This window comes from Microbacterium galbinum (assembly GCF_023091225.1).
GTDB lineage: Bacteria > Actinomycetota > Actinomycetes > Actinomycetales > Microbacteriaceae > Microbacterium > Microbacterium galbinum.
The window spans coordinates 40,972-61,808 of sequence record NZ_JAHWXM010000003.1 but is presented as its reverse complement, the minus strand read 5'-3'; the positions used below and the strand labels follow the sequence as shown (position 1 = coordinate 61,808).

21 protein-coding genes and 1 riboswitch are annotated in these 20,837 nt (G+C 69.7%); of the genes, 3 read left to right on the top strand and 18 right to left on the bottom strand.

Annotation, left to right across the window (positions count from 1 at the left end):
- Window positions 1–100 precede the first annotated feature (100 nt).
- From KZC52_RS17165 to KZC52_RS17155, 3 genes are all read right to left on the bottom strand, one after another.
- Entirely contained in the window at window positions 101–2,257 is a 2,157-nt protein-coding gene (locus KZC52_RS17165) for a bifunctional hydroxymethylpyrimidine kinase/phosphomethylpyrimidine kinase (protein WP_247625355.1), read from the bottom strand.
- On the bottom strand, window positions 2,254–3,102 hold the full coding sequence (gene thiM, locus KZC52_RS17160) for a hydroxyethylthiazole kinase (protein WP_247625354.1): 849 nt from the start codon (window positions 3,100–3,102) through the stop codon (window positions 2,254–2,256). The genes KZC52_RS17165 and thiM overlap by 4 nt, the downstream gene beginning before the upstream one ends.
- Window positions 3,093–3,186, bottom strand: a riboswitch (TPP riboswitch). It overlaps the preceding gene by 10 nt.
- Before the next feature lie 7 nt (window positions 3,187–3,193).
- Window positions 3,194–4,174, bottom strand: coding sequence for an NAD-dependent epimerase/dehydratase family protein (locus KZC52_RS17155; protein WP_247625353.1), 981 nt, complete (start codon window positions 4,172–4,174; stop codon window positions 3,194–3,196).
- Window positions 4,175–4,258: 84 nt separating this feature from the next.
- Between KZC52_RS17155 and KZC52_RS17150 the strand changes: the two genes are divergently transcribed.
- A complete protein-coding gene (locus KZC52_RS17150; protein ID WP_247625352.1) occupies window positions 4,259–5,401 on the top strand; it encodes an AAA family ATPase in 1,143 nt (380 codons plus the stop codon).
- Window positions 5,402–5,449: 48 nt separating this feature from the next.
- Here the strand turns inward: KZC52_RS17150 and pheT are convergent, their stop codons facing one another.
- The 10 genes from pheT to KZC52_RS17100 form a co-directional block, all read right to left on the bottom strand.
- Window positions 5,450–7,954: a phenylalanine--tRNA ligase subunit beta gene (gene pheT / locus KZC52_RS17145; RefSeq protein WP_247625351.1), complete on the bottom strand. Its 2,505-nt coding sequence runs from the start codon at window positions 7,952–7,954 to the stop codon at window positions 5,450–5,452.
- Window positions 7,954–8,994, bottom strand: coding sequence for a phenylalanine--tRNA ligase subunit alpha (pheS, locus tag KZC52_RS17140; protein ID WP_247625350.1), 1,041 nt, complete (start codon window positions 8,992–8,994; stop codon window positions 7,954–7,956). Before pheS ends, pheT begins: the two co-directional genes overlap by 1 nt.
- A 52-nt stretch (window positions 8,995–9,046) precedes the next feature.
- Window positions 9,047–9,964: an amino acid ABC transporter permease gene (locus KZC52_RS17135; RefSeq protein WP_247625349.1), complete on the bottom strand. Its 918-nt coding sequence runs from the start codon at window positions 9,962–9,964 to the stop codon at window positions 9,047–9,049.
- Window positions 9,961–10,608, bottom strand: a complete 648-nt coding sequence (locus KZC52_RS17130) for an amino acid ABC transporter permease (protein WP_247625348.1) — start codon at window positions 10,606–10,608, stop codon at window positions 9,961–9,963. Before KZC52_RS17130 ends, KZC52_RS17135 begins: the two co-directional genes overlap by 4 nt.
- A gap of 80 nt (window positions 10,609–10,688) precedes the next feature.
- Window positions 10,689–11,606 (bottom strand): glutamate ABC transporter substrate-binding protein, encoded by a 918-nt coding sequence (locus KZC52_RS17125; RefSeq protein WP_247625347.1) that lies wholly within the window; start codon window positions 11,604–11,606, stop codon window positions 10,689–10,691.
- Between the two features lie 42 nt (window positions 11,607–11,648).
- A complete protein-coding gene (locus KZC52_RS17120; RefSeq protein ID WP_247625346.1) occupies window positions 11,649–12,395 on the bottom strand; it encodes an amino acid ABC transporter ATP-binding protein in 747 nt (248 codons plus the stop codon).
- A gap of 225 nt (window positions 12,396–12,620) precedes the next feature.
- The gene (locus KZC52_RS17115; RefSeq protein WP_247625345.1) at window positions 12,621–13,598 is read right to left on the bottom strand and encodes a TAXI family TRAP transporter solute-binding subunit; all 978 of its coding nucleotides are present in this window, start codon (window positions 13,596–13,598) and stop codon (window positions 12,621–12,623) included.
- Complete coding sequence (locus KZC52_RS17110; protein ID WP_247625344.1) at window positions 13,595–14,971, bottom strand: sensor histidine kinase; 1,377 nt, start codon at window positions 14,969–14,971, stop codon at window positions 13,595–13,597. Before KZC52_RS17110 ends, KZC52_RS17115 begins: the two co-directional genes overlap by 4 nt.
- Window positions 14,972–14,974: 3 nt before the next feature.
- On the bottom strand, window positions 14,975–15,646 hold the full coding sequence (locus KZC52_RS17105) for a response regulator transcription factor (RefSeq protein ID WP_247625343.1): 672 nt from the start codon (window positions 15,644–15,646) through the stop codon (window positions 14,975–14,977).
- Window positions 15,647–15,698: 52 nt separating this feature from the next.
- Window positions 15,699–16,511, bottom strand: a complete 813-nt coding sequence (locus KZC52_RS17100; protein WP_247625342.1) for a TrmH family RNA methyltransferase — start codon at window positions 16,509–16,511, stop codon at window positions 15,699–15,701.
- Between the two features lie 81 nt (window positions 16,512–16,592).
- On the opposite strand from KZC52_RS17100, the gene KZC52_RS17095 reads away from it, so the two are divergent.
- The gene (locus KZC52_RS17095; RefSeq protein WP_247625341.1) at window positions 16,593–17,048 is read left to right on the top strand and encodes a ribosomal maturation YjgA family protein; all 456 of its coding nucleotides are present in this window, start codon (window positions 16,593–16,595) and stop codon (window positions 17,046–17,048) included.
- A gap of 12 nt (window positions 17,049–17,060) precedes the next feature.
- Here KZC52_RS17095 and rplT read toward each other — a convergent pair whose 3' ends face one another.
- The 3 genes from rplT to infC form a co-directional block, all read right to left on the bottom strand.
- On the bottom strand, window positions 17,061–17,447 hold the full coding sequence (gene rplT, locus KZC52_RS17090; protein WP_045252681.1) for a 50S ribosomal protein L20: 387 nt from the start codon (window positions 17,445–17,447) through the stop codon (window positions 17,061–17,063).
- A 31-nt stretch (window positions 17,448–17,478) separates the two neighbouring features.
- A complete protein-coding gene (gene rpmI / locus KZC52_RS17085; protein WP_247625340.1) occupies window positions 17,479–17,673 on the bottom strand; it encodes a 50S ribosomal protein L35 in 195 nt (64 codons plus the stop codon).
- 73 nt (window positions 17,674–17,746) lie between these two features.
- Entirely contained in the window at window positions 17,747–18,391 is a 645-nt protein-coding gene (gene infC, locus KZC52_RS17080) for a translation initiation factor IF-3 (protein WP_308194271.1), read from the bottom strand.
- 230 nt (window positions 18,392–18,621) lie between these two features.
- Here infC and KZC52_RS17075 point away from each other — a divergent pair, with 230 nt between their 5' ends.
- Entirely contained in the window at window positions 18,622–19,020 is a 399-nt protein-coding gene (locus KZC52_RS17075) for a DUF1844 domain-containing protein (RefSeq protein WP_247625339.1), read from the top strand.
- 173 nt (window positions 19,021–19,193) lie between these two features.
- On the opposite strand, the gene KZC52_RS17070 is transcribed toward KZC52_RS17075, so the two are convergent.
- Together KZC52_RS17070 and priA are read right to left on the bottom strand one after the other, a co-directional pair.
- A complete protein-coding gene (locus tag KZC52_RS17070) occupies window positions 19,194–20,021 on the bottom strand; it encodes an SseB family protein (protein WP_247625338.1) in 828 nt (275 codons plus the stop codon).
- Window positions 20,005–20,751 carry a bifunctional 1-(5-phosphoribosyl)-5-((5-phosphoribosylamino)methylideneamino)imidazole-4-carboxamide isomerase/phosphoribosylanthranilate isomerase PriA gene (gene priA / locus KZC52_RS17065; RefSeq protein WP_247625337.1) on the bottom strand — a complete coding sequence of 249 codons (747 nt, stop codon included), beginning with the start codon at window positions 20,749–20,751 and terminating at the stop codon, window positions 20,005–20,007. The genes KZC52_RS17070 and priA overlap by 17 nt, the downstream gene beginning before the upstream one ends.
- Window positions 20,752–20,837: the final 86 nt, after the last annotated feature.

Here is a 20,837-nt window from a genome sequence, read left to right as displayed (position 1 = left end):
CGGCGCACCGGAGCGGCGCTCGGGACGAGCGTCGAGACAGCGGAAGCGGCCGAAGGCATGTCGCGACGATAGCGCGCCCTCGACGGCATCCGCAAATCCGTCACGTCACCGAGTCGCCGCCCCGCTCCCCCGGGGCACGGAAGAACGCCTGCTCGTGAACGCTGGAGCGTTCGAACGCACGCCGCATGCGCGCGCGGGTCTCGTCATCCGCCGCGGCCGCCGCCCGGGTGACGAACGCGATCGCCCGGGCGGTCGCCTCGGCGAAGGCGGGGTCGGCATACGTCGCGAGCCACGTGGCGTACGGATGCTCCGGGTCTCGGGCGCGCTCCCCGAACTCCCCCGCGTGCAGACGCTCGCCGAGGTCCGTGTAGAGCCAGAAGCACGGCAGCACGGCGGCGATCAGCTCGGGATAGTCACCCCCGAACGCCACGGATCGCAGGTGGTCGAGGTATGCGGTTGTCGTCGGCGAGGCGTCCGCGGCGAACGTGGCCGCCGCCACCCCCTGCGCCGGTGTCAACCAGGAGGCGTGCAGTTCGAGCTCACCCAGGATCGACCCGCGGGCCGATTCCGCCCAGAACGCCTGCTCGTCCGGGGTGGGTGCGAGTCGGGCGGCATCGGCGAGGACGCGCGCATAGTCACGGAGATACAGCGCGTCCTGCGCAAGGTAGAAGAGGAAGTCCTCCGTGGGGAGGGAACCGTCGGCGAGTCCGCGGACGAACGGGAGGCCGTCGATGCCCGCCCGGATCCCGGCGATGCCCTGCCACCAGTCCTCGGCGACCTCCTCCGGGAGCGGTCGCGTGCCCGCACCGCCCCGCGCCCAGAGCCCCGCGAAGTGATGCACCGGGCCGTGACCGCCACCGACGTGCAGGGCACCGCTCTCCCGCAGCGACTCGCGCAGCCAGCTCCGCGCAGCGCGCACCGCCTCGGTGAGGTCGTCTCCGCGGGCGAGTCGTGTCGCGAGGGCGGAGGACAGAGAGCATCCCGTGCCGTGGGTGTTCGCCGTCGCGATGCGACCGCCGCCGAACTCCTCCCGTGAGCCGGATCGCACGTCGATGATCGCGTCCGGAGCCTGATCGCCGGGGAGGTGACCGCCCTTCACCAGCACCGCCGTGCCGTACTCGGTCGACAGCTCCTCGGCTGCGGCGAGCGCCGCGGGCCATCCCTCGATCTCCCGGCGGGTGAGGACGGCGAGTTCCGCGAGGTTCGGGGTGACGAGATGCGCGCGGTGCAGCAGCGAGGCCAGAGCGTCCTCGGCATCCGCGTCGAGCAGACGATCCCCGCTCGTCGACACCATCACGGGGTCGAGCACCACGATCGGCGGGCGCACCCGATTCAGCCACGCACTCACGACGCGCACGGCCTCGACGTTCGCGAGCATCCCGATCTTGACGGCGTCGATCACGATGTCGTCCGACAGCGCCTCCAGCTGCGCCGAGAGGAACGCGGCGTCCGGCACGTGCACATCGCGCACGCCGCGCGTGTTCTGCACGGTGAGCGCGGCGATCGCCGCCATCCCGTATCCGCCGTTCGCCGCGATCGACTTGAGGTCGGCCTGGATCCCCGCACCGCCGGAGGGATCGCTGCCGGCGATACTCAGCACCCGTGGCACCGCGCCCCGCCGCCACCGCGCGCGGAACTCGGAGGCCGCGGCACGCGGATCCGGCGAGGCGCAGAGCGCGGAGACGACGGCGAGCCCTGCGGCGCCGGCGGACTGCAGATCCTCGGTGTCGTCGATGCCGACGCCACCGATCGCGACGCAGGGAAGGGCGGTGGCCCGGGCGAACGCCCGGAACACCTCGATGCCGAGAGCCGGCGGGTGGTCGGGCTTGGTCGCCGTCGGGCGGATGACTCCCACCCCGAGGTAGTCGACCGTGCCCTCGGGCAATGCGTGGAGCGCGGCGAGATGGGCCGCACTGTTCGCCGTGAGCCCGATCAGCGCGTCGGGTCCCAGCACCGCACGCGCGTGGAGCGCCGACTCGTCGCCCTGACCGAGATGCACCCCGTCGACTCGGGCGCCCTGCGCGCGTGCATCGAGAGCCGCCTCCAGACGGTCGTTCACCACGAGGAGCGCTCGCCCATCGATCACGCGCGACAGCTCGACCAGGCGAGCGACCACGTCGGAGTGCTCGGCATCCTTGTCGCGGAGCTGGACGATGCGCACGCCACCGTCGACCGCCTCCCGCACGGTCTCGACGACGCCGCGTGCACCGCACAGGGCGGCGTCCGTCACGAGGTACAGGGAGAGATCCGCGATCACCGCGCTCCCTCCTCGACGTGCGCGCGAGCGATGACCTCTGCCGGCTCGACGGCGGCGAGCGCGTCCAGCAGGGCGACGGCGAAGCTGCCCGGCCCCGGCGCCGACGCCGCCGCATCCTCCGCGGCGATCGTGTAGACGAGAGAAGCCCCGGCGACGGCATCCAGCGCTCCGGTGTCGGTCGCCCTGGCGGTGCCGAGGAACGCCGCCATCACCGCCCCGAGTGCGCATCCTCCTCCGGTCACGCGCGTCAGGAGCGCGTCACCGTTCGACAGCCGGAGAACCCGCTCGCCGTCGGTCAGCAGATCGACGGCGCCCGAGACGGCGACGATGCTGCCATGGCGACGAGCGAGGTGTCGGGCCGCGTCGAGTGCGGCTTCGGTGCCGTCGGTGGCATCGACCCCGCGTCCGCCCGTGCTCATACCCGCCAGCGCGAGGATCTCCGACGCGTTGCCGCGGATGGCCGTCGGCCGACGCTCGGCGAGCTCGCCCGCCAGGGAGGTGCGCACCGGGAGCACACCGATCGCGACGGGATCGAGCACCCAGGGAGTGCCGGCGAGGGTCGCCGCCTCGACCGCCTCGAGGCTCGCCGCGCGCTGTTCCGGGGTCGGGGTGCCGAGGTTCACGAGCAGCCCGGAGGCCGCACCCGCGAACATCCCCGCCTCGCCCACGATGTCGACCATCGCCGGCGCGGCTCCGACCGCGAGCAGCACGTTGGCGGTGAATCCGGTGACGACCGCGTTGGTGATGCACTGGGTCAACGGCGCAGCCGTGCGCAGCGCTTCGAGCAGTTCGGCCGCGGACTGCGCGGTCGAGGGGGCGGACGATGGACGCAGAAGATCGCTCATTGCGACATCCCTTCGCTAGTACGAACTAGATCAGGTTCGACGGGTGTGATCTCAGCCGCGGATGCGGCACCCCGTGTCACTCGCCCAGAGTCTAGCGAAGCGACCGTGACCGGCCGCCGAGCTCGCCGAGGAGACCCGCCTCTTCCGCGCGGCTGAGCCCGGCGCGGCGCGGACGATCCACACCGCGCACGAGCTCGTCGACCACGACCCGCGCGGCCGTCGCGTCGAGCGGGCTCAGCGCGCCTCCCGTCGCGAGGAACCTCTCGTTGCGACGGGTCATGAATCCGGTCATGTCGGCCGGCAACCAGAGCGGCAACGAGCGCACGCCCATCCAGTACTCCACGCTGCGCGCGCGCAACCACTCCTCGCTCGCCTCGCGCACGCCGCCGGTGTGTCCGGCGGCACCGCGCACGATCTCGAGCATGTCGGCGAGCGGGATGCTGTCGCCGACCGCGTTCACCGCGCCGACGGCTCGCGAGGAGGCGACGTACGCGGCGAGGTCGTCGACGTCGACGATCTGCGCGGTCCGGCCGGCCAGGGGCGGCACCAGCACCGGTCGCTCCCCCGCCCGTGCGAACGCCGCCGCCCAGTAACCGAAGCGGTCGCTCGGGTCGCCCTCGCCCACGATCAGACCGGGTCGCACGATCAGCGCCCGGTCGCCCAGCGCGGCGACGGCATCCTCCGCCGCCGCCTTCTGCGCACCGTAGTCGGCATCCTCCGCGCGGGAGGACGGATGCCGTGGCGCTCTCTCGTCGGCGCCCACCGTCTCGTCCTCGGCGTACACCGAGACGGACGACACGAAGGTCCAGTGGGCGGCGCGGTCTCCGAGCTCGTCGACGGCCCGGGCGACCTGGAGCGCCGAGGACGAGACGTCGACCACGAGGTCCCATTCACCGTCGAGCGCCGCGTACGGATCGGCACCGGTCCGGTCCCCGACCACGCGCGTCGCCCCCGGCGGCAACGGGCGGGTCCCCCGCGCGAGGCAGGTCACGGCGGCGCCCTCGTCGAGGAGGCGGCGGGCGATCCGACTCGACAGCCATCCGGTGCCGCCGAGGATCAGGGCCTTCGTCATGACACCAGCACACCAGGATCGGCGCGCCGACGGAAGCGCATCCGCTCAGAGCAGAGTGTCGGATGCGCCTGACACGATGGGGCCATGCTCACGACCCTCGCCGTTTCCGGCTACCGCTCGCTCGTCGACGTCGTCGTGCCGCTCGATCCGCTCACCGTGATCACGGGGGCGAACGGCACGGGCAAGTCGAACCTCTACCGCGCGTTGCGCCTGCTCGCAGCGACCGGCCACGGCCGCGCGGTCGCCGCCGTCGCACGGGAGGGAGGCCTCGACAGCGTGCTGTGGGCGGGCCCCGAGACGCCGCAGGGTGAGGGAGCCCAGGGCACACGACGTACCCGACCGATCTCGGTGCGCCTCGGCATCGCCGCCGACGAGGTCGGGTACCTCATCGACCTGGGCCTGCCGCAGACCGACGCGCGCAGCCTCTTCACGCGCGACCCGGAGATCAAACGCGAACAGTTGTTCAGCGGCCCGTTCGCGCGGCCGGGAACGCTGTTCGTCGATCGTCAGCGCGGCGGCGTGCGGGTGCGGGGCGACGACGGTTGGGAGTCGGTGGATCAGCCGATGGGACCGGGGCAGAGCGTGCTGCTCGACCTCGTCGACGGCACCGCGCGGTGGGAGACGGCATCCTTACGCTCCCGGATCGCCAGCTGGCGCTTCTACGACCATTTCCGCACCGACGCGTCCGCCCCCGCGCGACAGCCGCAGGTCGGAACCCGCACGCGCTGGCTGAGCGACGACGGCTCCGACCTCGCCGCCGTGTGGGCGACGACGACGGAAGCCGGACGCGGCGCTCCGCTCGACGAGGCGGTCGACCGCGCCTTCCCGGGATCACGCGTGCAGATATCCGTCACCGACGGCTCGTTCCGGTTGCAACTGCGGCAACCCGGGTTGCTGCGCCCGCTCGACGCCGCCGAACTCTCCGACGGCACGCTCAGGTACCTGCTGTGGTGCGCGGCACTGCTGCCCGCCGACCCGCCGCCGCTCCTCGTCGTCAATGAGCCCGAGTCGAGCCTGCACGAGAGCCTCATCGACCCTCTCGGCTCGTTGCTCGCTCATGCGGCGGCCCAGACGCAGGTGATCGTCGTCACCCACTCGGCACCCCTCCGCCGCGCACTCGCCGAGGCGGGCGGGTCGGTCGTCGAGCTCGAGTCGAACGGCTACGGAACCCGTGTGCGCGATCAGCTGCCGCTCGAGCGTCCGAGCTGGCACTGGCCGTCGCGCTAGCGGTAACGCTGCGCGACGGCCAGTGCCTGCGAGGAGATCGGGTGGGACTCAGTCGCGGAGAGCCGCCCCGAAGCGCTCGGCGGCGACGGCGACGCCCGCGAGCTTGGCTTCACTGGCCTCGGCCGCCGTGAGAGTGCGATCGTCGGCGCGGAAACGCAGGGCGAAACTCAGGCTCTTCGAACCCGAAGGAACGCCCTCGCCGCGGTAGTCGTCGACCAGGCGCACTGATTCGAGGAGTGCACCCGCGCCCTCGGCGAGTGCTGCCTCGACATCCGCGGCCGGAACCTCGATCGACACAGCGAGCGAGACGTCCTGCGTCGCGGCGGGGAACGTCGAGAGCGATGCGGCGACGATGCGCTCACCCGCGAGGGAGAGCACGAGATCGAGATCGACCTCGAGCACGGTCGCTCGCCCCGGGAGATCCGCATCCGCGGTGACAGCGGGGTGGAGTTCGCCGACGTAGCCGACGACCCGATCCGCGACGCGCAGGTCGCCCGTGCGCCCCGGGTGGAGGGCGGCACGCGTGCTCTGCATGACATCGATCTCGACGCCTGCGGCCGTCGCGATCACGCGCACGGCGTCGAGAGCATCCGAGAGCCCGGCCGCCTCGGCCGGACGTCCCGGCTGGCGCGGGGTCGCGTTCCCGGTCAGGAGAGCGGCGAGGAAGCGGTTCTGCGGCGGGATCGATGCGTTCAGCTCGGCGAGGGTCTCCTCCGAGGGGCGCTCCCCGAGAGGCGGAACCTCATCCGTGCCGTAGGTCGTCCCGGCTTCGGGCAGGAACACCGCACCCGTGTCGAAGATCGCGAGGTCGGTGAGTCCGCGTGAGATGTTGCGGTGCGCCGTCTGGAGCAGCCCCGGCACCAGCGAGCGTCGCAGGAACGGCGCCTGGCCGTCGAGCGGGTTCGCCAGCCGGATGCTGGGCAGGTGCTCCCCCGTCGCCGATCCGTGGAGGTCGTTCTGCGCCTCGGTCGTGAACGGGAAGGCGGGGGTCTCGACGAAGCCCGCGGACGCCAGGGCGTTCGCCACCCGGCGGCGGCCCTGCTGGTGCGCGGTGAGCCCGCGGCCCGACGGCGGCGTGGGAAGCACCGAGGGGATGCGGTCGAGGCCGTGGATACGGGCGACCTCTTCGGCGAGCGTCCACTTGTCGGTCAGATCGGGACGCCAGGTCGGAGGGATGACGGTCCACCCGTCGTCGGCAGCGGTCACCTCCGCACCGATCGTGGTGAGGGCACCGGTGATCTCGGCCTCGGTGTAGTCGACGCCGATCAGGCCCTCGACGAAGCCTGCGGGCAGGTCGATCTCGCCGACGAAGACCTCGGCGAAGAGCGCGCCCCCCTCGTCGGTGAGCGTACCGCCGGCCAGCTCGACCATGAGGTCGGCCGCACGACGGGCCGCCACGAACGGGATGAGCGGGTCGACGCCGCGCTCGAAGCGCTTGGACGCCTCGCTGGGCAGCTTGTGCCGGCGTGCGGTGCGCGCGATCGTGGTGGGATCGAACGACGCGGCCTCGATGAGGACGTCGGTCGTCGTGTCGCTCATCTCGGTCGTGCCGCCGCCCATGACGCCGGCGAGGCCGATGGGTCCGGATTCGTCGGTGATGAGCAGATCCTCGACGTGGAGCGTGCGCTCCTGGCCGTCGAGAGTCGTCATCTTCTCGCCCGCCCGAGCGCGGCGCACCGTGATGCCGCCCGTGAGCTTGTCGAGGTCGTAGCCGTGCAGCGGCTGGCCGAGTTCGAGCATGACGTAGTTCGTGATGTCGATCAGCACGCCGAGCGAGCGCATTCCCGCGAGCGAGAGCCGCGCGATCATCCAGGGAGGTGTCGGGCGGGACGGGTCGACCCCGCGGACGACCCGGGTCACGAACTCGCTCGCGCCCACACGTCCGCGCACGGGCGCCTGATCGTCGACGATCGCGACATGGCCGTCGCCCGGCTGCAGCTCGGCGAAGTCCCGCTCGGCCGGGTCGCGGAACTCCGCTCCCGTCGCGTGCGAGTACTCGCGGGCCACGCCGCGCAGGGAGAAGGCGTACCCGCGGTCGGGCGTGACGTTGATCTCGACCGCGACGTCGTCGAGCCCGAGGAGGGCGATCGCGTCGGTACCGACCGGGGCGTCGATCCCCAGGTCGGACAGCACGAGGATGCCGTTGTGCTCGTCACCGAGCCCGAGCTCCCGCGCCGAGGCGATCATGCCGTCCGACACGTGTCCGTAGGTCTTGCGGGCCGCGATCGGGAACGGGCCCGGCAGCACCGCGCCCGGGAGCGTCACGATGACCTTGTCTCCGGCGACGAAGTTGTGGGCGCCGCAGACGATGCCGCGCACGCCGCCGTTCGCCTCGCCGACGTCGACCTGGCACCAGTTGATGGTCTTGCCGTTGGACTGCGGTTCGCCCTCGAGCGAGACCACCTGTCCGACGACGACCGGACCCGTGATGTCGAAGCGGTGCACGTCCTCCTCTTCGAAGCCGACCGTCACCAGTGCCGCGAGGACGTCCTCGGGGGACGCATCCGCTGCCACATCGACGTACTCACGCAACCACGAAAGCGGGACGCGCATCACACCACCATCCCGTACTGCTCGCTGAATCGGACATCGCCCTCGGCCATGTCACGCATGTCCTGCACATCGCTGCGGAACATGAGTCCCCGCTCGATGCCCATGCCGAACGCGAAGCCGCTGTACACCTCGGGATCGATCCCGGCCGCACGCAGCACGTTCGGGTTGACCATGCCGCAGCCGCCCCACTCGATCCACCGTGCGCCGCCCTTGAAAGTGGGGTGCCACAGATCGAGCTCGGCGGAGGGCTCGGTGAAGGGGAAGTAGTTGGTGCGGAAGCGCATCTTGGCCTCGGGACCGAACAGCTGCTTCGCGAAGTGGTCGAGCGTGCCCTTGAGGTGCGCCATCGTGATGCCCTTGTCGATCACGAGACCCTCGAACTGGGTGAACACCGGAAGGTGCGTCGCATCGAACTCGTCGGTTCGGTAGACGCGCCCGGGGCAGAGCACGTAGATCGGCACCTCGCGGTCGAGCATCGAGCGCACCTGGACGGGACTCGTGTGCGTGCGCATGACGAGGTGTCGCGAGGCGGGGTCGACGTAGAACGTGTCCTGCTCCTGGCGGGCGGGGTGGTCGACGTCGAAGTTGAGCGCGTCGAAGTTGAACCACTCGTGCTCGAGCTCGGGACCCTCCGCGATCTCCCATCCCATGCCCACGAAGATGTCGCAGACCTGGTCCTGGAGCAGGGAGAGCGGATGCCGCGCACCGACGCGCGTGCGCGACGGCACCGCCGTGATGTCGATGCGTTCGGCTTCGAGGCGCGCCGCGACCTCGGCGGCAGCGAGCTCGGCCTCCTTGGCGGCGAGCGCCTGCGTGACCTGACCGCGCCCCTGGCCGACGAGCTTGCCGAAGGCGGCCTTGTTCTCGGGGGCGACCTGACGCATCGAGGCGTTCAGGACGGCGAGGGGCGAACCGTCGGCCACGTGGGCGGCACGGGCCGCCTTGAGCTCGGCGGTGTCGGTCGCTGCGTTGATCGCTGCCAGTGCGGCGGCGACGGCTGCTTCGACCGCTTCCGGGGTGATTTCTGGAGTCTCGGACACGAGAAACGAGTCTACCGGCGAGGGGTGGCAGGATCGGACGATCCCGCCACCGTCATGCTCCGGGGGCCGTGCTTCGCCCGCTGTCGGTCCCGCGCTGCAGGGTGATCAGCTCGGTGTTCGTCTCGCCGGCGTGCTGACGCGGGTCCGGAGCCGCGTCTCCCGCCTTGGGCGAACGCTTGGTACGGCGCTGCAGACGGAACGCGATGTAGGAGAGCACCAGGCAGACGGCGACGTACATGGAGCCACCGACGATCGCCGCAGGGATGAGCGGAGAGCCGTAGGGCGCCTGGTTGCCGATCTGGTTGATCACGTACAGCAGCTCCTGGTACGTGATGATGAAGCCGAGAGCCGTGTCCTTCAGCGCGACGACGAGCTGCGCGATGATCACGGGCATCATCGCTCGCACGGCCTGCGGCAGGAGGATGAACCACATGACCCCGCTCTTGCGGAGTCCGATCGCGTACCCGGCCTCCGCCTGCCCGCGCGGCAGCGACTCGACACCGGCGCGCAGCACCTCGGCGAGCACCGAGCCGTTGTAGACGATGAGCGCGATCACGACCGCGAAGTAGGGCGACATCTTGATGCCGACGACGGGGAGGCCGTAGTACAGCAGCATCATGAGGACGAGCACGGGGACGGCGCGCAGCACCTCGATGATCCACCGGACCGGTTCCCGGACCCAGGCGTGCTCGGAGAGACGCCCGATGCCCAGGACGAAGCCGAGGACGAGCGAGCCGACGCCGGCCGCGGCGAAGGCGGCGAGCGTGCTGAGAAGCCCCTCGCCGAAGCGGACCCAGACCGCGGAGTAGGAGAAGATGTTCCACTTCTCCGCCGAGAACTGCCCGGTGGCGAAGAGCCGCCACACGACCCAGCCGAGCACGGCGAGCACCACGAGCACGGTCGCGACTCCGATGAGTCTGTTGCGCGCGATGGCGCGAGGACCGGGGACGTCGAAAAGAACGGAACTCATCGCGAGATCCTCCACTTGTTCTCGAGCACTCGCTGGACCCAGGCGAGCAGCAGCACCAGCACGACGAAGATGACCATGACCCACAGCAGAACGACCAGGGCGCTCTCGCCGCGCTCGCTGAGTGCGGCGCGGATCGTGCCCAGGTTGACGACGGAGAAGCCCGCCGCGACGGTCGTGTTCTTCATGAGGGCGATGAGCACGCTCATCATCGGGGGGACGACGGATCGGGTCGCCTGCGGCAGCACGACGTAGCGCATGACCTGACCGAAGTTCAGGCCGATCGCCCGGGCGGCCTCAGCCTGCCCGACGGGCACCGTGTTGATGCCGGCGCGCAACGCCTCCGCGACGTAGGTGGCCGTGTAGAGACCCAGGGCGATGACCGCGAGCAGGAGGGAATTGACGCGTTCGCCGAGAAGGATCGGCAGGCAGAACGCGAAGAAGAACATGACCAGGGTCAACGGGGTGTTGCGGATCCAGTTCACGTAGACGCCGCCGACCGCGCGGGCGATCGGGACCGGGGACACTCTGGCCGCGCCGACGATCAGTCCGAGGACGATCGCGATGAGACCTCCACCCAGGAACAGCGCGATCGTTCCCCACAGCGCTTCCCCCCAGAGATCGAGGTGGTCGGTGATGACTCCCACTGGTGCTCCTGTCGATTCGAATTGGCGCGACGCTCTGCCGATGGGCGGGGCGGCCGAGGATATCGGCCGCCCCGCTCGGATCAGCTGATCGGGTCGACCTCGGGCTGGGTCGCCTTGACTCCGGAGGCTCCGAGGTTGTTCTCGAAGATCTGCTCCCAGACGTCGCCGCCGTCGGTCAGCTGCGTGTTGAAGTACTCGACGAGTGCGGTGTCATCCTTCGCCACACCGATGCCGTAGCGCTCCTCGCTGAAGGGCTCGCCGACGACCTTGAGGTTGTCGGGGTCCTGAGCCGCGTAGCCGATGAGGATCGCCTCGTCGGTCGTGACGGCGTCCACCTGGCCGTTCTTGAGGTCCTCGACGCACTTGGAGTAGGTGTCGTACTCCTTGGTGGGAACCTCGGGGTAGTTGGTGTTGATGTTCTGGATGGGCGTGGAGCCCGTGGCCGAGCACACCGTGGTCGAGGAGTCGAGGTCGTCGACGCTCTCGATGTCGCTGTCGGCCCCGACGAGGAGGCCCTGGCCCGTCACGAAGTACGGACCGGCGAAGGAGATCTGCTCCTTGCGCTTGTCGGTGATCGAGTAGGTGCCGACGTAGTAGTCGATGTCACCGTTCACGATCGCCTGCTCGCGGTTCGCCGAGGCGATCGCCTGGAACTCGATCTTCTCGGGGTCGACCCCGAGGGATGCGGCCATCCAGCGTGCGATGTCGACGTCGAAACCGGTGCGCTCGCCCGTCACGGGGTCGAGGTAGCCGAGCCCGGGCTGGTCCTCCTTGACGCCGACCTTGATCGTCCCGCTGGACGAGATCCGGTCGAACGTCGGGCTGCCGTCGAGGCTGACATCGGTCGCCACCGTCCAGGGTGTGCTGCTCGAGGCGTCGCCGCCGTCGTCGCCGCCGCCGGTGCCCGTGCTCGACGGGGTTCCGCTGTTGCAGGCGGTGAGCGCGAGCAGCGCCACCGCCGCGATTCCGATACCTGCCAGTGTCCGTGTGCGTCGCATGTGCGTCTCCTTCGTGTGCTGTGGGTGCAGGGTCTGGGGTGATCAGTGCGTGAGGAGCTTCGAGAGGAAGTCCTTGGCGCGATCGCTCTTCGGATGGGTGAAGAACTCCTCGGGCGTGGCCTCTTCGACGATCCGACCGTCGGCCATGAAGACCACGCGGTCGGCCGCCTTGCGGGCGAAGCCCATCTCGTGGGTGACGACGATCATCGTCATGCCCTCGTGCGCGAGCTCGACCATGACATCGAGCACCTCGTTGATCATCTCGGGGTCGAGCGCGCTGGTCGGCTCGTCGAACAGCATGACCTTCGGATGCATCGCCAGGGCTCGCGCGATCGCGACGCGCTGCTGCTGCCCGCCCGAGAGCTGGGCCGGAAGCTTGGACGCCTGCTTGGCGACGCCGACGCGCTCGAGCAGTTCCATCGCCTCGCGCTCGGCGTCGGCCTTCTTGAGGCCGCGCACCTTGATCGGGCCGAGGGTGACGTTCTCGAGGATCGTCAGGTGGGCGAACAGGTTGAACGACTGGAAGACCATGCCGACGTCGGCGCGGAGTTCGGCGAGCCCGCGTCCCTCGGCGGGCAGCGCCTTGCCGTCGATGCTGATGGTCCCGCTGGTGATCGTCTCGAGGCGGTTGATGGTGCGGCACAGGGTCGACTTGCCCGAGCCGGACGGGCCGATCACGACGACGACCTCGCCGGCGTTCACGGTGAGGTCGATATCGGTCAGAGCCTGGAACTCGCCGTAGTGCTTCTGCACGTTGTCGACCACGACAAGGGCTTTACCGGTGGTCATCTTTTCTCCAAACTCGCCAGGTCGTCGGCAGTGCTCGATCGGGGGTCGGCCCCGGTGGGTTCAGTCTTCGCGCCACCCGTCCCCACGGGCATCCGCGTTCATCGTCGAACGGTGCGCGACCGACCTCACGATCGCAGAGCCCCCGGGCGCTGTCAGACTTCTTGAGGATTTCTTGAGGGTCGTAACAAGGGCGTTACGCAGCGGTCCCCGAGGGGCGCGGCGCCGTCATCCGCGCTGATCGCGATAGAAGTCCACCGCTCCGGGATGGAGGTCCACGGGCACGGTGAAGATCGCCTGACGGCGGCTCAGGAGCGCCGCCGCGGGCACGTCCTCCGCCATGCGCGAGCGCGCGTCGAAGAGCACCGTGAGCACGTCCTTCACGACCGCATCCGGGGTCGCGGACGCGACGATCAGGTAGTTCGGAACGGCCATCGTCGGCACCGATTGCGCGATCCCGTAGGCGCCCGCGGGGAAGTCCGACGAACGGTACGCGTCGGAATACCGTGCGTTGACGGCGTTGACCCAGTCCTGTTCGATCGGCAGCAACCGCAGGGGCAGCGAACCCGAGAGGTTCTCGATGCCGGGCGTCGGCAGCCCCCCGACCCAGAAGAACCCGTCGATCTCGCCGCTCTCGAGCGCGGCGATCGACTCGCGCAGATCCAGCTGCGGATTGCTCACCGACCCGGCATCCACCCGGGCGGCGTCGAGGATGCGCGTGGCGATGACGTTGACGCCCGATCCGACGGCGCCCAGCGACACCGTCCGCCCGGTGAGATCGGTGATGTTGTCGATCTCGGAGTCCGCCCGCACGACGACGTGCACGTACTCGTCGTACAGGCGCGCCGCCGCCTGGATCGGGAGAGGCTCGTCGAACGCGCCGCGTCCGGCCACGGCATCCGCAGCCGCATCGCCCTGGGCGAAGCCGAGCAGCGCCTCGCCGGACGCGACCCTGCGCAGGTTGTCGACGGAGCCGTCCGTCTCCGTCACCTCGGCCGATACGCCGAGCGCGGTCGAGAGTTCCTCGGCGAAGTGCCCGCCGTAGTCGAAGTAGACCCCCGTCGTGCCTCCGCCGGCGATGACGGCCGTGCCCTCCGCCCACTCGCCCGCGCGCGGGCTGCACCCGCTCACGCCGAGGACGACGACGGCGGCGCAGACCGCGGCAGCGGCAAGGCGCGCGAGCCGGAGCATCCGATCCCTGGTCATTCGAACCCCCCGTTCGTGAGCACGAGCGACACCAGGAGACCCCCGCCCTCCGGCGACGACACGACCAGTTCGCCACCGATGGATGCGAGCAGATCGGTGGCGATCGCCAGCCCGAGTCCTGTACCCGGGGTGTCGTCGCTGTCGGCGCTGCGCCAGAATCTGTCGGTCGCGTACTCCACCTGATCCCCGGCGAGCCCCGGCCCGCGATCCCGCACGGTCAACCGACAGCGCTCGCCGTCGCGTTCCACCCCCAGCTCGATCACCGAATCGGCCGGCGAGAACTTCACGGCGTTGTCGATGACCGCATCGAGTGCGCTCTCGACGATCGTGCGATCGGTGACGCACATGACGATCCCCTCCCCCGTGCGTCGGAAGCCGATGCCGCGGGGCCCCGCCACCTCGCGCCAGGCATCGCTGCGACGCTCGACGAGCGTGGTGAGGTCGACCGCGGAGAACATCGAATCGGCGCGACCGCTGCGGGCGAGGTTCAACATGGTCTCGAGGATCCGAGCCATCCGGCGCCCTTCCTCGCGCGTCTCCTCGATGTCGTCCTTCCAGTCGTCATCGAGCCCCGTCGCCAGGTGCTCGACGCGCAGCAGCAGGGCGTTGAGAGGATTGCGCAGTTCATGCGAGGCGTTCAACGCGAACTCCTGCTGGCGGGCGAGGCTGCGCTCGATCTCCTCGGCCATGCCGTTGAAGACCCTCGTCATCCGCCTCAGTTCGGGCGGCCCTGTGTCCTCCGCGACGCGCGCATCCATCTCACCGTGCTCGATCGCCACCATCGCATCGTCGAGCCGCCGCACGGGCGAGAGCACCCACCGGGCGAGTTGGAACACCAGGAGAACGCCCAGGGAGATCGAGACGAGGGCGACCCCGATCAGGATCAGCAGCTGCTGCAGGATCGCCGTGCGCGGAGCCTCCACCTCGGCCGAGATCATCACCGCGCCGATCACATCGCCGTCGTCGAACACCGGCTCGACCATCGTGGCGTCCGAGATGATCCAGGGGAAGAAGGCCTCCGGGGCCTCCGCGCGGCGGCCGGAGAGCGCGAGTCGCACCTGCTCGGCCTCCTCCTCGGAGAGCACCCCCGGCTCCGACTCGCTCGCCGCCCAGACGGATCCGGTGAGGTCGTACACCGCGATCTCGATCCCGTAGACCTGCTCGAACCTGCGCGCCTCGCCCTCGAACACCCCGGCAGCATCCGAGCGGAGCGCCTGCCGGGCCGTCGTGGCGAAGTAGCCGAGGTCACCGATCTGTTCGGTGTAGACCGCCTGCTGGATGCTGCGCGCGGCGCTCCATCCGGTCGCGCCGCCGAGGGAGAGGAGGATCGCGACCAGGGGCACCAGGAACACGATCACGAGCCGCTTGCGCACCGGCTACGACCCCACGAGTCGATAGCCGACGCCACGCACCGTCTCGATCACCCGGTGCGAGCCCGTCTTCTTACGGATGGCTCCGACGTGCACCTCGAGCGAGTGACCGAAGCCGCGCCAATCGGTGTTCCACACCTCGCGAATGAGTCGATCCTTCGGAACGGCGACTCCGGGATAGCGCGCGAGCACCGCGACGATGTCGAACTCCTTGGGCGTGAGATCGACCGCCTGGTCGTCGACCCGGAGCTGCCGTGCCACGAGATCGATCGCGACAGCACCGCCGTGGATCGTGACCACACCGTCGGACTCGGGGCGCACCGCTCGCGAGCGCCGTGTCACCGCCTCGATCCGGGCGAGGAGCTCGTGCACGTCGTACGGCTTCACCACGAAGTCGTCGGCGCCGGCACGCAGCCCCTTGATGCGCTCGGTGACCTGGCTGCGCGCCGTCACGACGACGATGGGCACGTCGGAGCGGCCACGGATACGGCGGCACAGATCGATGCCGTCGACGTCGGGCAGACCGAGATCGAGGAGGACGACCTCGGTGTCCGCCCCCAGGAGATCCATCGCCGCGGCGCCGTCGGACGCCCTCACGGTCGCATACCCCGAACGGGCGAGGAAGGCGTCGAGCGCCGCGGCGACGCGATCGTCGTCTTCCACGATCAGTATCCGCATGCGCTCCCCTCCTCTCTCCGTCGGCGGTGACGGACGGGCAGGAGCAAAAGTATCAGCCGACCGTCGCGGCGCGCTGCGCGAACGCGCTCTCGTACAGGCACACGCTCGCGGCGGTCGCCAGGTTCAGCGACTCCGCCTTGCCGAAGATCGGGAGGCGCAGAACGCGATCGGCCAGCGCCAGAGCGTCGTCCTCCAGGCCTCGCGCCTCGTTTCCGAACAGCCACCCGGTCGGCTCGGCGAGCACGCCCTCGGCGCGCGCGGAGAGCAGGTCGTCACCCTTCACATCCGCGGCGAGGATGCGCAGACCGGCTTCGTGCGCGCGGGTGATGACGTCTTCGAGTTCCCCGCCGACCGAGACCGGGAGGTGGAACAGCGATCCCGTCGTGGCGCGCACGACTTTGGGGTTGTACGGATCGACCGTGCGTCCGGTGAGGACGACGGCATCCGCTCCCGCCGCATCCGCCGCGCGGATGATCGTCCCGAGGTTGCCGGGATCGCGCACCTCCTGACAGATCGCGACCAGGCGCGGGGATGCCGCGAAGACGTCGCGCACGGACGTCGGCGTCTGCCGAACGACGGCCACGAGCCCCTGCGGAGTGACCGTATCGGCCATCGCGTTCAGGACGTACTCGGTGACGTGCTCGACATCGATGCCGGCATCTGCGGCCTGAGCCCGGATGTCGGGATGCCTCTCCCACCCGGTCGGGGTCGCGAAGAGCTCGACGATCGCTTCGGGACGGTAGGTCAGAGCCTCTCGGACGGCCTGCGGCCCTTCGAGGAGGAAAAGCCCGGTCTCGGTTCGTGCGCTTCGCTTCGTCAGCTTGGCGACGGCTCGGACTCGGGGGGAGCGGGGGTTCTCCAGCACGATCACAGTCTAGGGAACACCTTCCCCGCGCCGAGCCATTGACGCAGGCGCAGTTCCAGGTTCGATCGATAGGGTGCGGGCGTGACAACCGACAGCCCATCGTCCCCGCGAGCGAGGCGACGCCGACGGATCGGTTGCGCTGCAGCGGCTGCGGGCGTCATCGGCGCAGGCCTCCTCGTCCACGGTCTCGTCGAGGGGCCGGCCGGGGACATCGCCGGGGACGCCCTCTACGCCGTGCTGATCTACGCGCTCATCGCCTGCGCACTCCCCCGTGCGCGCTCCGGCGCGATCGCGGTGTCGGCCGCCCTCGTGTGCGCTGCCGTCGAGTTCGCCCAACTCACCGGCATCCCGCACGCCCTGGGCCAGGCGTTCCCACCCGTGCACCTGGTGCTGGGTTCGGGATTCGATCCCCGGGATCTGGTCGTCTACGTCTGCGCCGTCGCGGTGGCCGCTGCGCTCGACGCCGGCGTGCGCTCCAGGTGGACAGCGCGTCCGGAGAAAGCAGAAGGCGCCCTCCCGGAGGAGAGCGCCTTCTGAAGAGATCGCTGCTTACGCAGCCGACTTCGGAGCGTTGACGTCGGAAGGCAGAGCCTTCTTGGCCGTCTCGACGAGAGTCGTGAACGTCGCTGCGTCGTTGACCGCGAGGTCGGCGAGCATACGACGGTCGACCGTCACACCCGCGAGGCCGAGGCCCTGGATGAAGCGGTTGTACGTGATGCCGTTCTGGCGTGCCGCAGCGTTGATGCGCTGGATCCAGAGGCGACGGAAGTCACCCTTGCGCTTGCGACGGTCCCGGTACGAGTAGACCAGGGAGTGGATGACCTGCTCCTTGGCCTTCCGGTAGAGGCGCGAACGCTGGCCGCGGTAACCGGAGGCGCGCTCGAGGATGACCCGGCGCTTCTTGTGAGCGTTTACCGCCCGCTTGACTCTTGCCATTTTCCTGTATTCCTATCGTGCGTTCGGCGCGTCAGCGACCGAGAAGCTTGTTCGCGACCTTGGCGTCTGCCTTCGACAGAACCTGGTCCTGGTTGAGGCGACGGGTGCGACGGCTCGACTTGTGCTCGAGGTTGTGACGCATGCCAGCCTGCTGCTTCTTCAGCTTTCCGCTGCCGGTGATCTTGAAGCGCTTCTTCGCACCCGAATGGGTCTTCTGCTTCGGCATCTTCTCTTCCTTCGTATGGCGCCTTCTCAGGCGACGGTGTCAACCCGCGGTGCGGGAGTGTGTGGGGCGGGTGTCACTCCGCGGCGGCTTCGGCCGGAGCCTCGGCCTTCGCCTCGCGGGCAGCCTGCTTGTTGGCGGCGCGCTGCGCGTCGCGAACGGCGTTCTGCTCCTGCTTGGCCTCGGACTTGCTCTTCAGCGGAGCCACGACCATCACCATGTTGCGACCGTCGATCGTCGGGTTCGACTCGACGGTTCCGAGCTCCGCGACGTCCTCGGCGAACTTGCGCAGCAGACGCACACCCTGCTCGGGACGCGACTGCTCGCGGCCGCGGAACAGGATCATGGCCTTGACCTTGTCGCCGGCCTTCAGGAAGCCCTCGGCACGCTTGAGCTTGGTCGTGTAGTCGTGCGCCTCGATCTTCAGGCGGAAGCGGACCTCCTTGAGAACGGTGTTCGCCTGGTTGCGGCGAGCCTCCTTCTCCTTCTGGGCGGCTTCGTACTTGAACTTGCCGTAGTCCATGATCTTGACCACGGGCGGCTTCGAGTTGGGTGCGACCTCGACGAGGTCGAGGTCGGCTTCCTGCGCAAGGCGCAGCGCCGCCTCGATGCGGACGACGCCGATCTGCTCACCCGCGGGGCCGACGAGGCGGACCTCGGGGACGCGGATGCGCTCATTGGTGCGGGGATCGCTGATGCGGAACTCCTTAGACGATGGGATTCGGCCACCGGGATGCTGTCAGCATTCCGGGCGAAATCAGAATCGTCCCCACCCACCGGCCTTCAGAAGCCGGCTTCGCACCCTGACGACCGCCCCGCTCTGCGAGCGGATCCGGTGGAGTGCAAGACCCGGTAGCCTGGAACGGCAAGCGCGGGTGGGAAGTGAATCCTCTTTCGTGCCGGAGCATGACGCTCCGGAGCCCGACAAAGTCTAACAGAAGGCAAGGCGAAGTGACGAACCAGGCATCCAACGAGGCTGACCGCGAGCGCGAAGCGCGCTGGGCACGGCAGGAGGAGGCCGCGTCGTCCGCAACGCGCGACATCGCCGACGTCCCCGCCGTCGAGGTCATCACCACCGCCGCCGTGCACCTCATGAGCGCGGCCGCCGTCAAGCTCGGTCTCGCCGACGACCCGAACGCGCAGGATCAGCTCGACCTCGACGAGGCGCGCAAGCTCATCAACTCCCTCGCAGGACTCATCACCGCCGGTGCCCCCGAGATCAGCGACATGCACGCGCGCTCCCTGCGCGACGGATTGCGCTCGCTCCAGCTCGCCTTCCGTGAGGCTTCCGTCATCCCCGACCCGATCGGCAAGGGGCCGGGAGAGAAGTGGACCGGGCCGGTCAACTAGTTTCTCCGGGGATGCATGACCTCGGGGGCGAGCTGCGCGATGCTGCCCTCTCTCGCAGAACGGGGACCCTCCCGCTTCGCGGGCCCCTCCCGATGCTCGTTCGGGCAGCATCGCTCCGCCCGCACTCATCGTCGAACCGAAAGCAGTCGATGCCGTGAGCGAAGCAGCGACGGTCAGGCGCTGCGGCGGAGTTTGACGGTGAGGGAGTCCGCGAGGACGGCGATACGGTCGTCGGACGACCAGCGCTGAGCGAGGCGGGCGAGCACCGCGTCGAGGACCTCTCGCTCGAGTCCGTCGACGAGTTCGAGGATCACGATCAGTTCGGGACCCCGCAGACGCGCATCCGGATCCCCCGCGGCCACGGCCACGTCGATCACCGCGAGCTCCTGCGCGACGCTCGCCTGCAGGGCGGCGAACACCTCGGGCGAGAGGAAGCTCGGTTCCCACGCGTGCTCCTGCGCGATCGCCCACACCGCGGGGCGGCGGATCACGAACTCGGTCTCCGACGTCGGGTCGAGCACGATCAGATCGGTGTCGTCGGCGGATGCCGCGAGAGCCGCGCGAACGGCGTCGACGGGAATGGGTCGCGCCGACGCGTCCCATCGCTGCATCGCCGCCACCGAGGAGAACACGGGTTGCACGCGACGCCCGTCCGGTGCCGCGACCGTCACGATCGAGAGCTCCTGCGTCTTGTCGACGGCGAGTCCGCTCGGGGCGACACCCTCCTCGCCCTTCTCGGCGACGAGCGGGATGAGCACACGCGCATGGCGGAAGGCGTCCACGACCTCCACCTGGCTACCGGAACCCGCGCGGAAACTCAGCAGCGCGGCGAGCAGGGCGGGATCGGCGGAGCCGTCATCGGCGGCGTGCTGGTTCTCCTCGAAACTGCGCCCCTCCCACGGAACTCCAGCGGAGTCGCCACGGTTCGCCGCACCCGCGTGGTCGTGGGAACCGTGACCGTGCGGGCCGTGACCGCAGGAGTCGTCAGTCGCCGGCGACATCCAGCGCCTCAGCAAGGGTGAACGCCCCGGCGTACAGGGCCTTGCCCACGATGGCGCCCTCGACTCCGAGCGGCACCAACTCGCGCAGCGCGGCGATGTCGTCGAGGCTCGAGATGCCGCCCGAGGCGACGACGGGCTTCGGCGTACGGGCGGTGACCTCGCGCAGGAGCTCCAGGTTCGGGCCGCGCAGCGTGCCGTCCTTCGTCACATCGGTGAGCACGTAACGGCTGCAGCCCGCGTCCTCCAGGCGGTCGAGCACCTCCCAGAGGTCGCCGCCCTCCTTCGTCCACCCACGTGCTGCGAGGGTCGTGCCGCGGACGTCCAGACCGACGGCGATCGCTTCGCCGTAACGGCCGATCACGTCGGCCGCCCACTCCGGGTTCTCCAGCGCAGCCGTGCCGAGGTTGATCCGGGTCGCTCCGCTCTCGAGAGCGGCCTCGAGGGTCGCGTCGTCGCGGATTCCGCCCGAGAGTTCGATGTTCACACCTCGGTACTGCTTGATGACCTTGCGCAGGATCGGCGCGTTGCTCCCGCGGCCGAACGCCGCATCGAGATCGACGAGGTGGATCCACTGAGCGCCCTGCGAGACCCATTCGCCGGCGGCATCCAGCGGATCTCCGTAGCTGGTCTCCGTGCCGGCCTCGCCCCGCGTGAGGCGCACGGCCTTGCCACCGGCGACATCGACCGCGGGGAGCAGCGTGAGAGAGGGAGACTGTGCGAAGTCGTTCATGACGTCCTTGGTGTGGGGGCTCGGCGCCCGCTGCGGGCACGAGATTCGAGGGTACTCTGCGGCCGCACGGGCCTCAAAATGCGTGA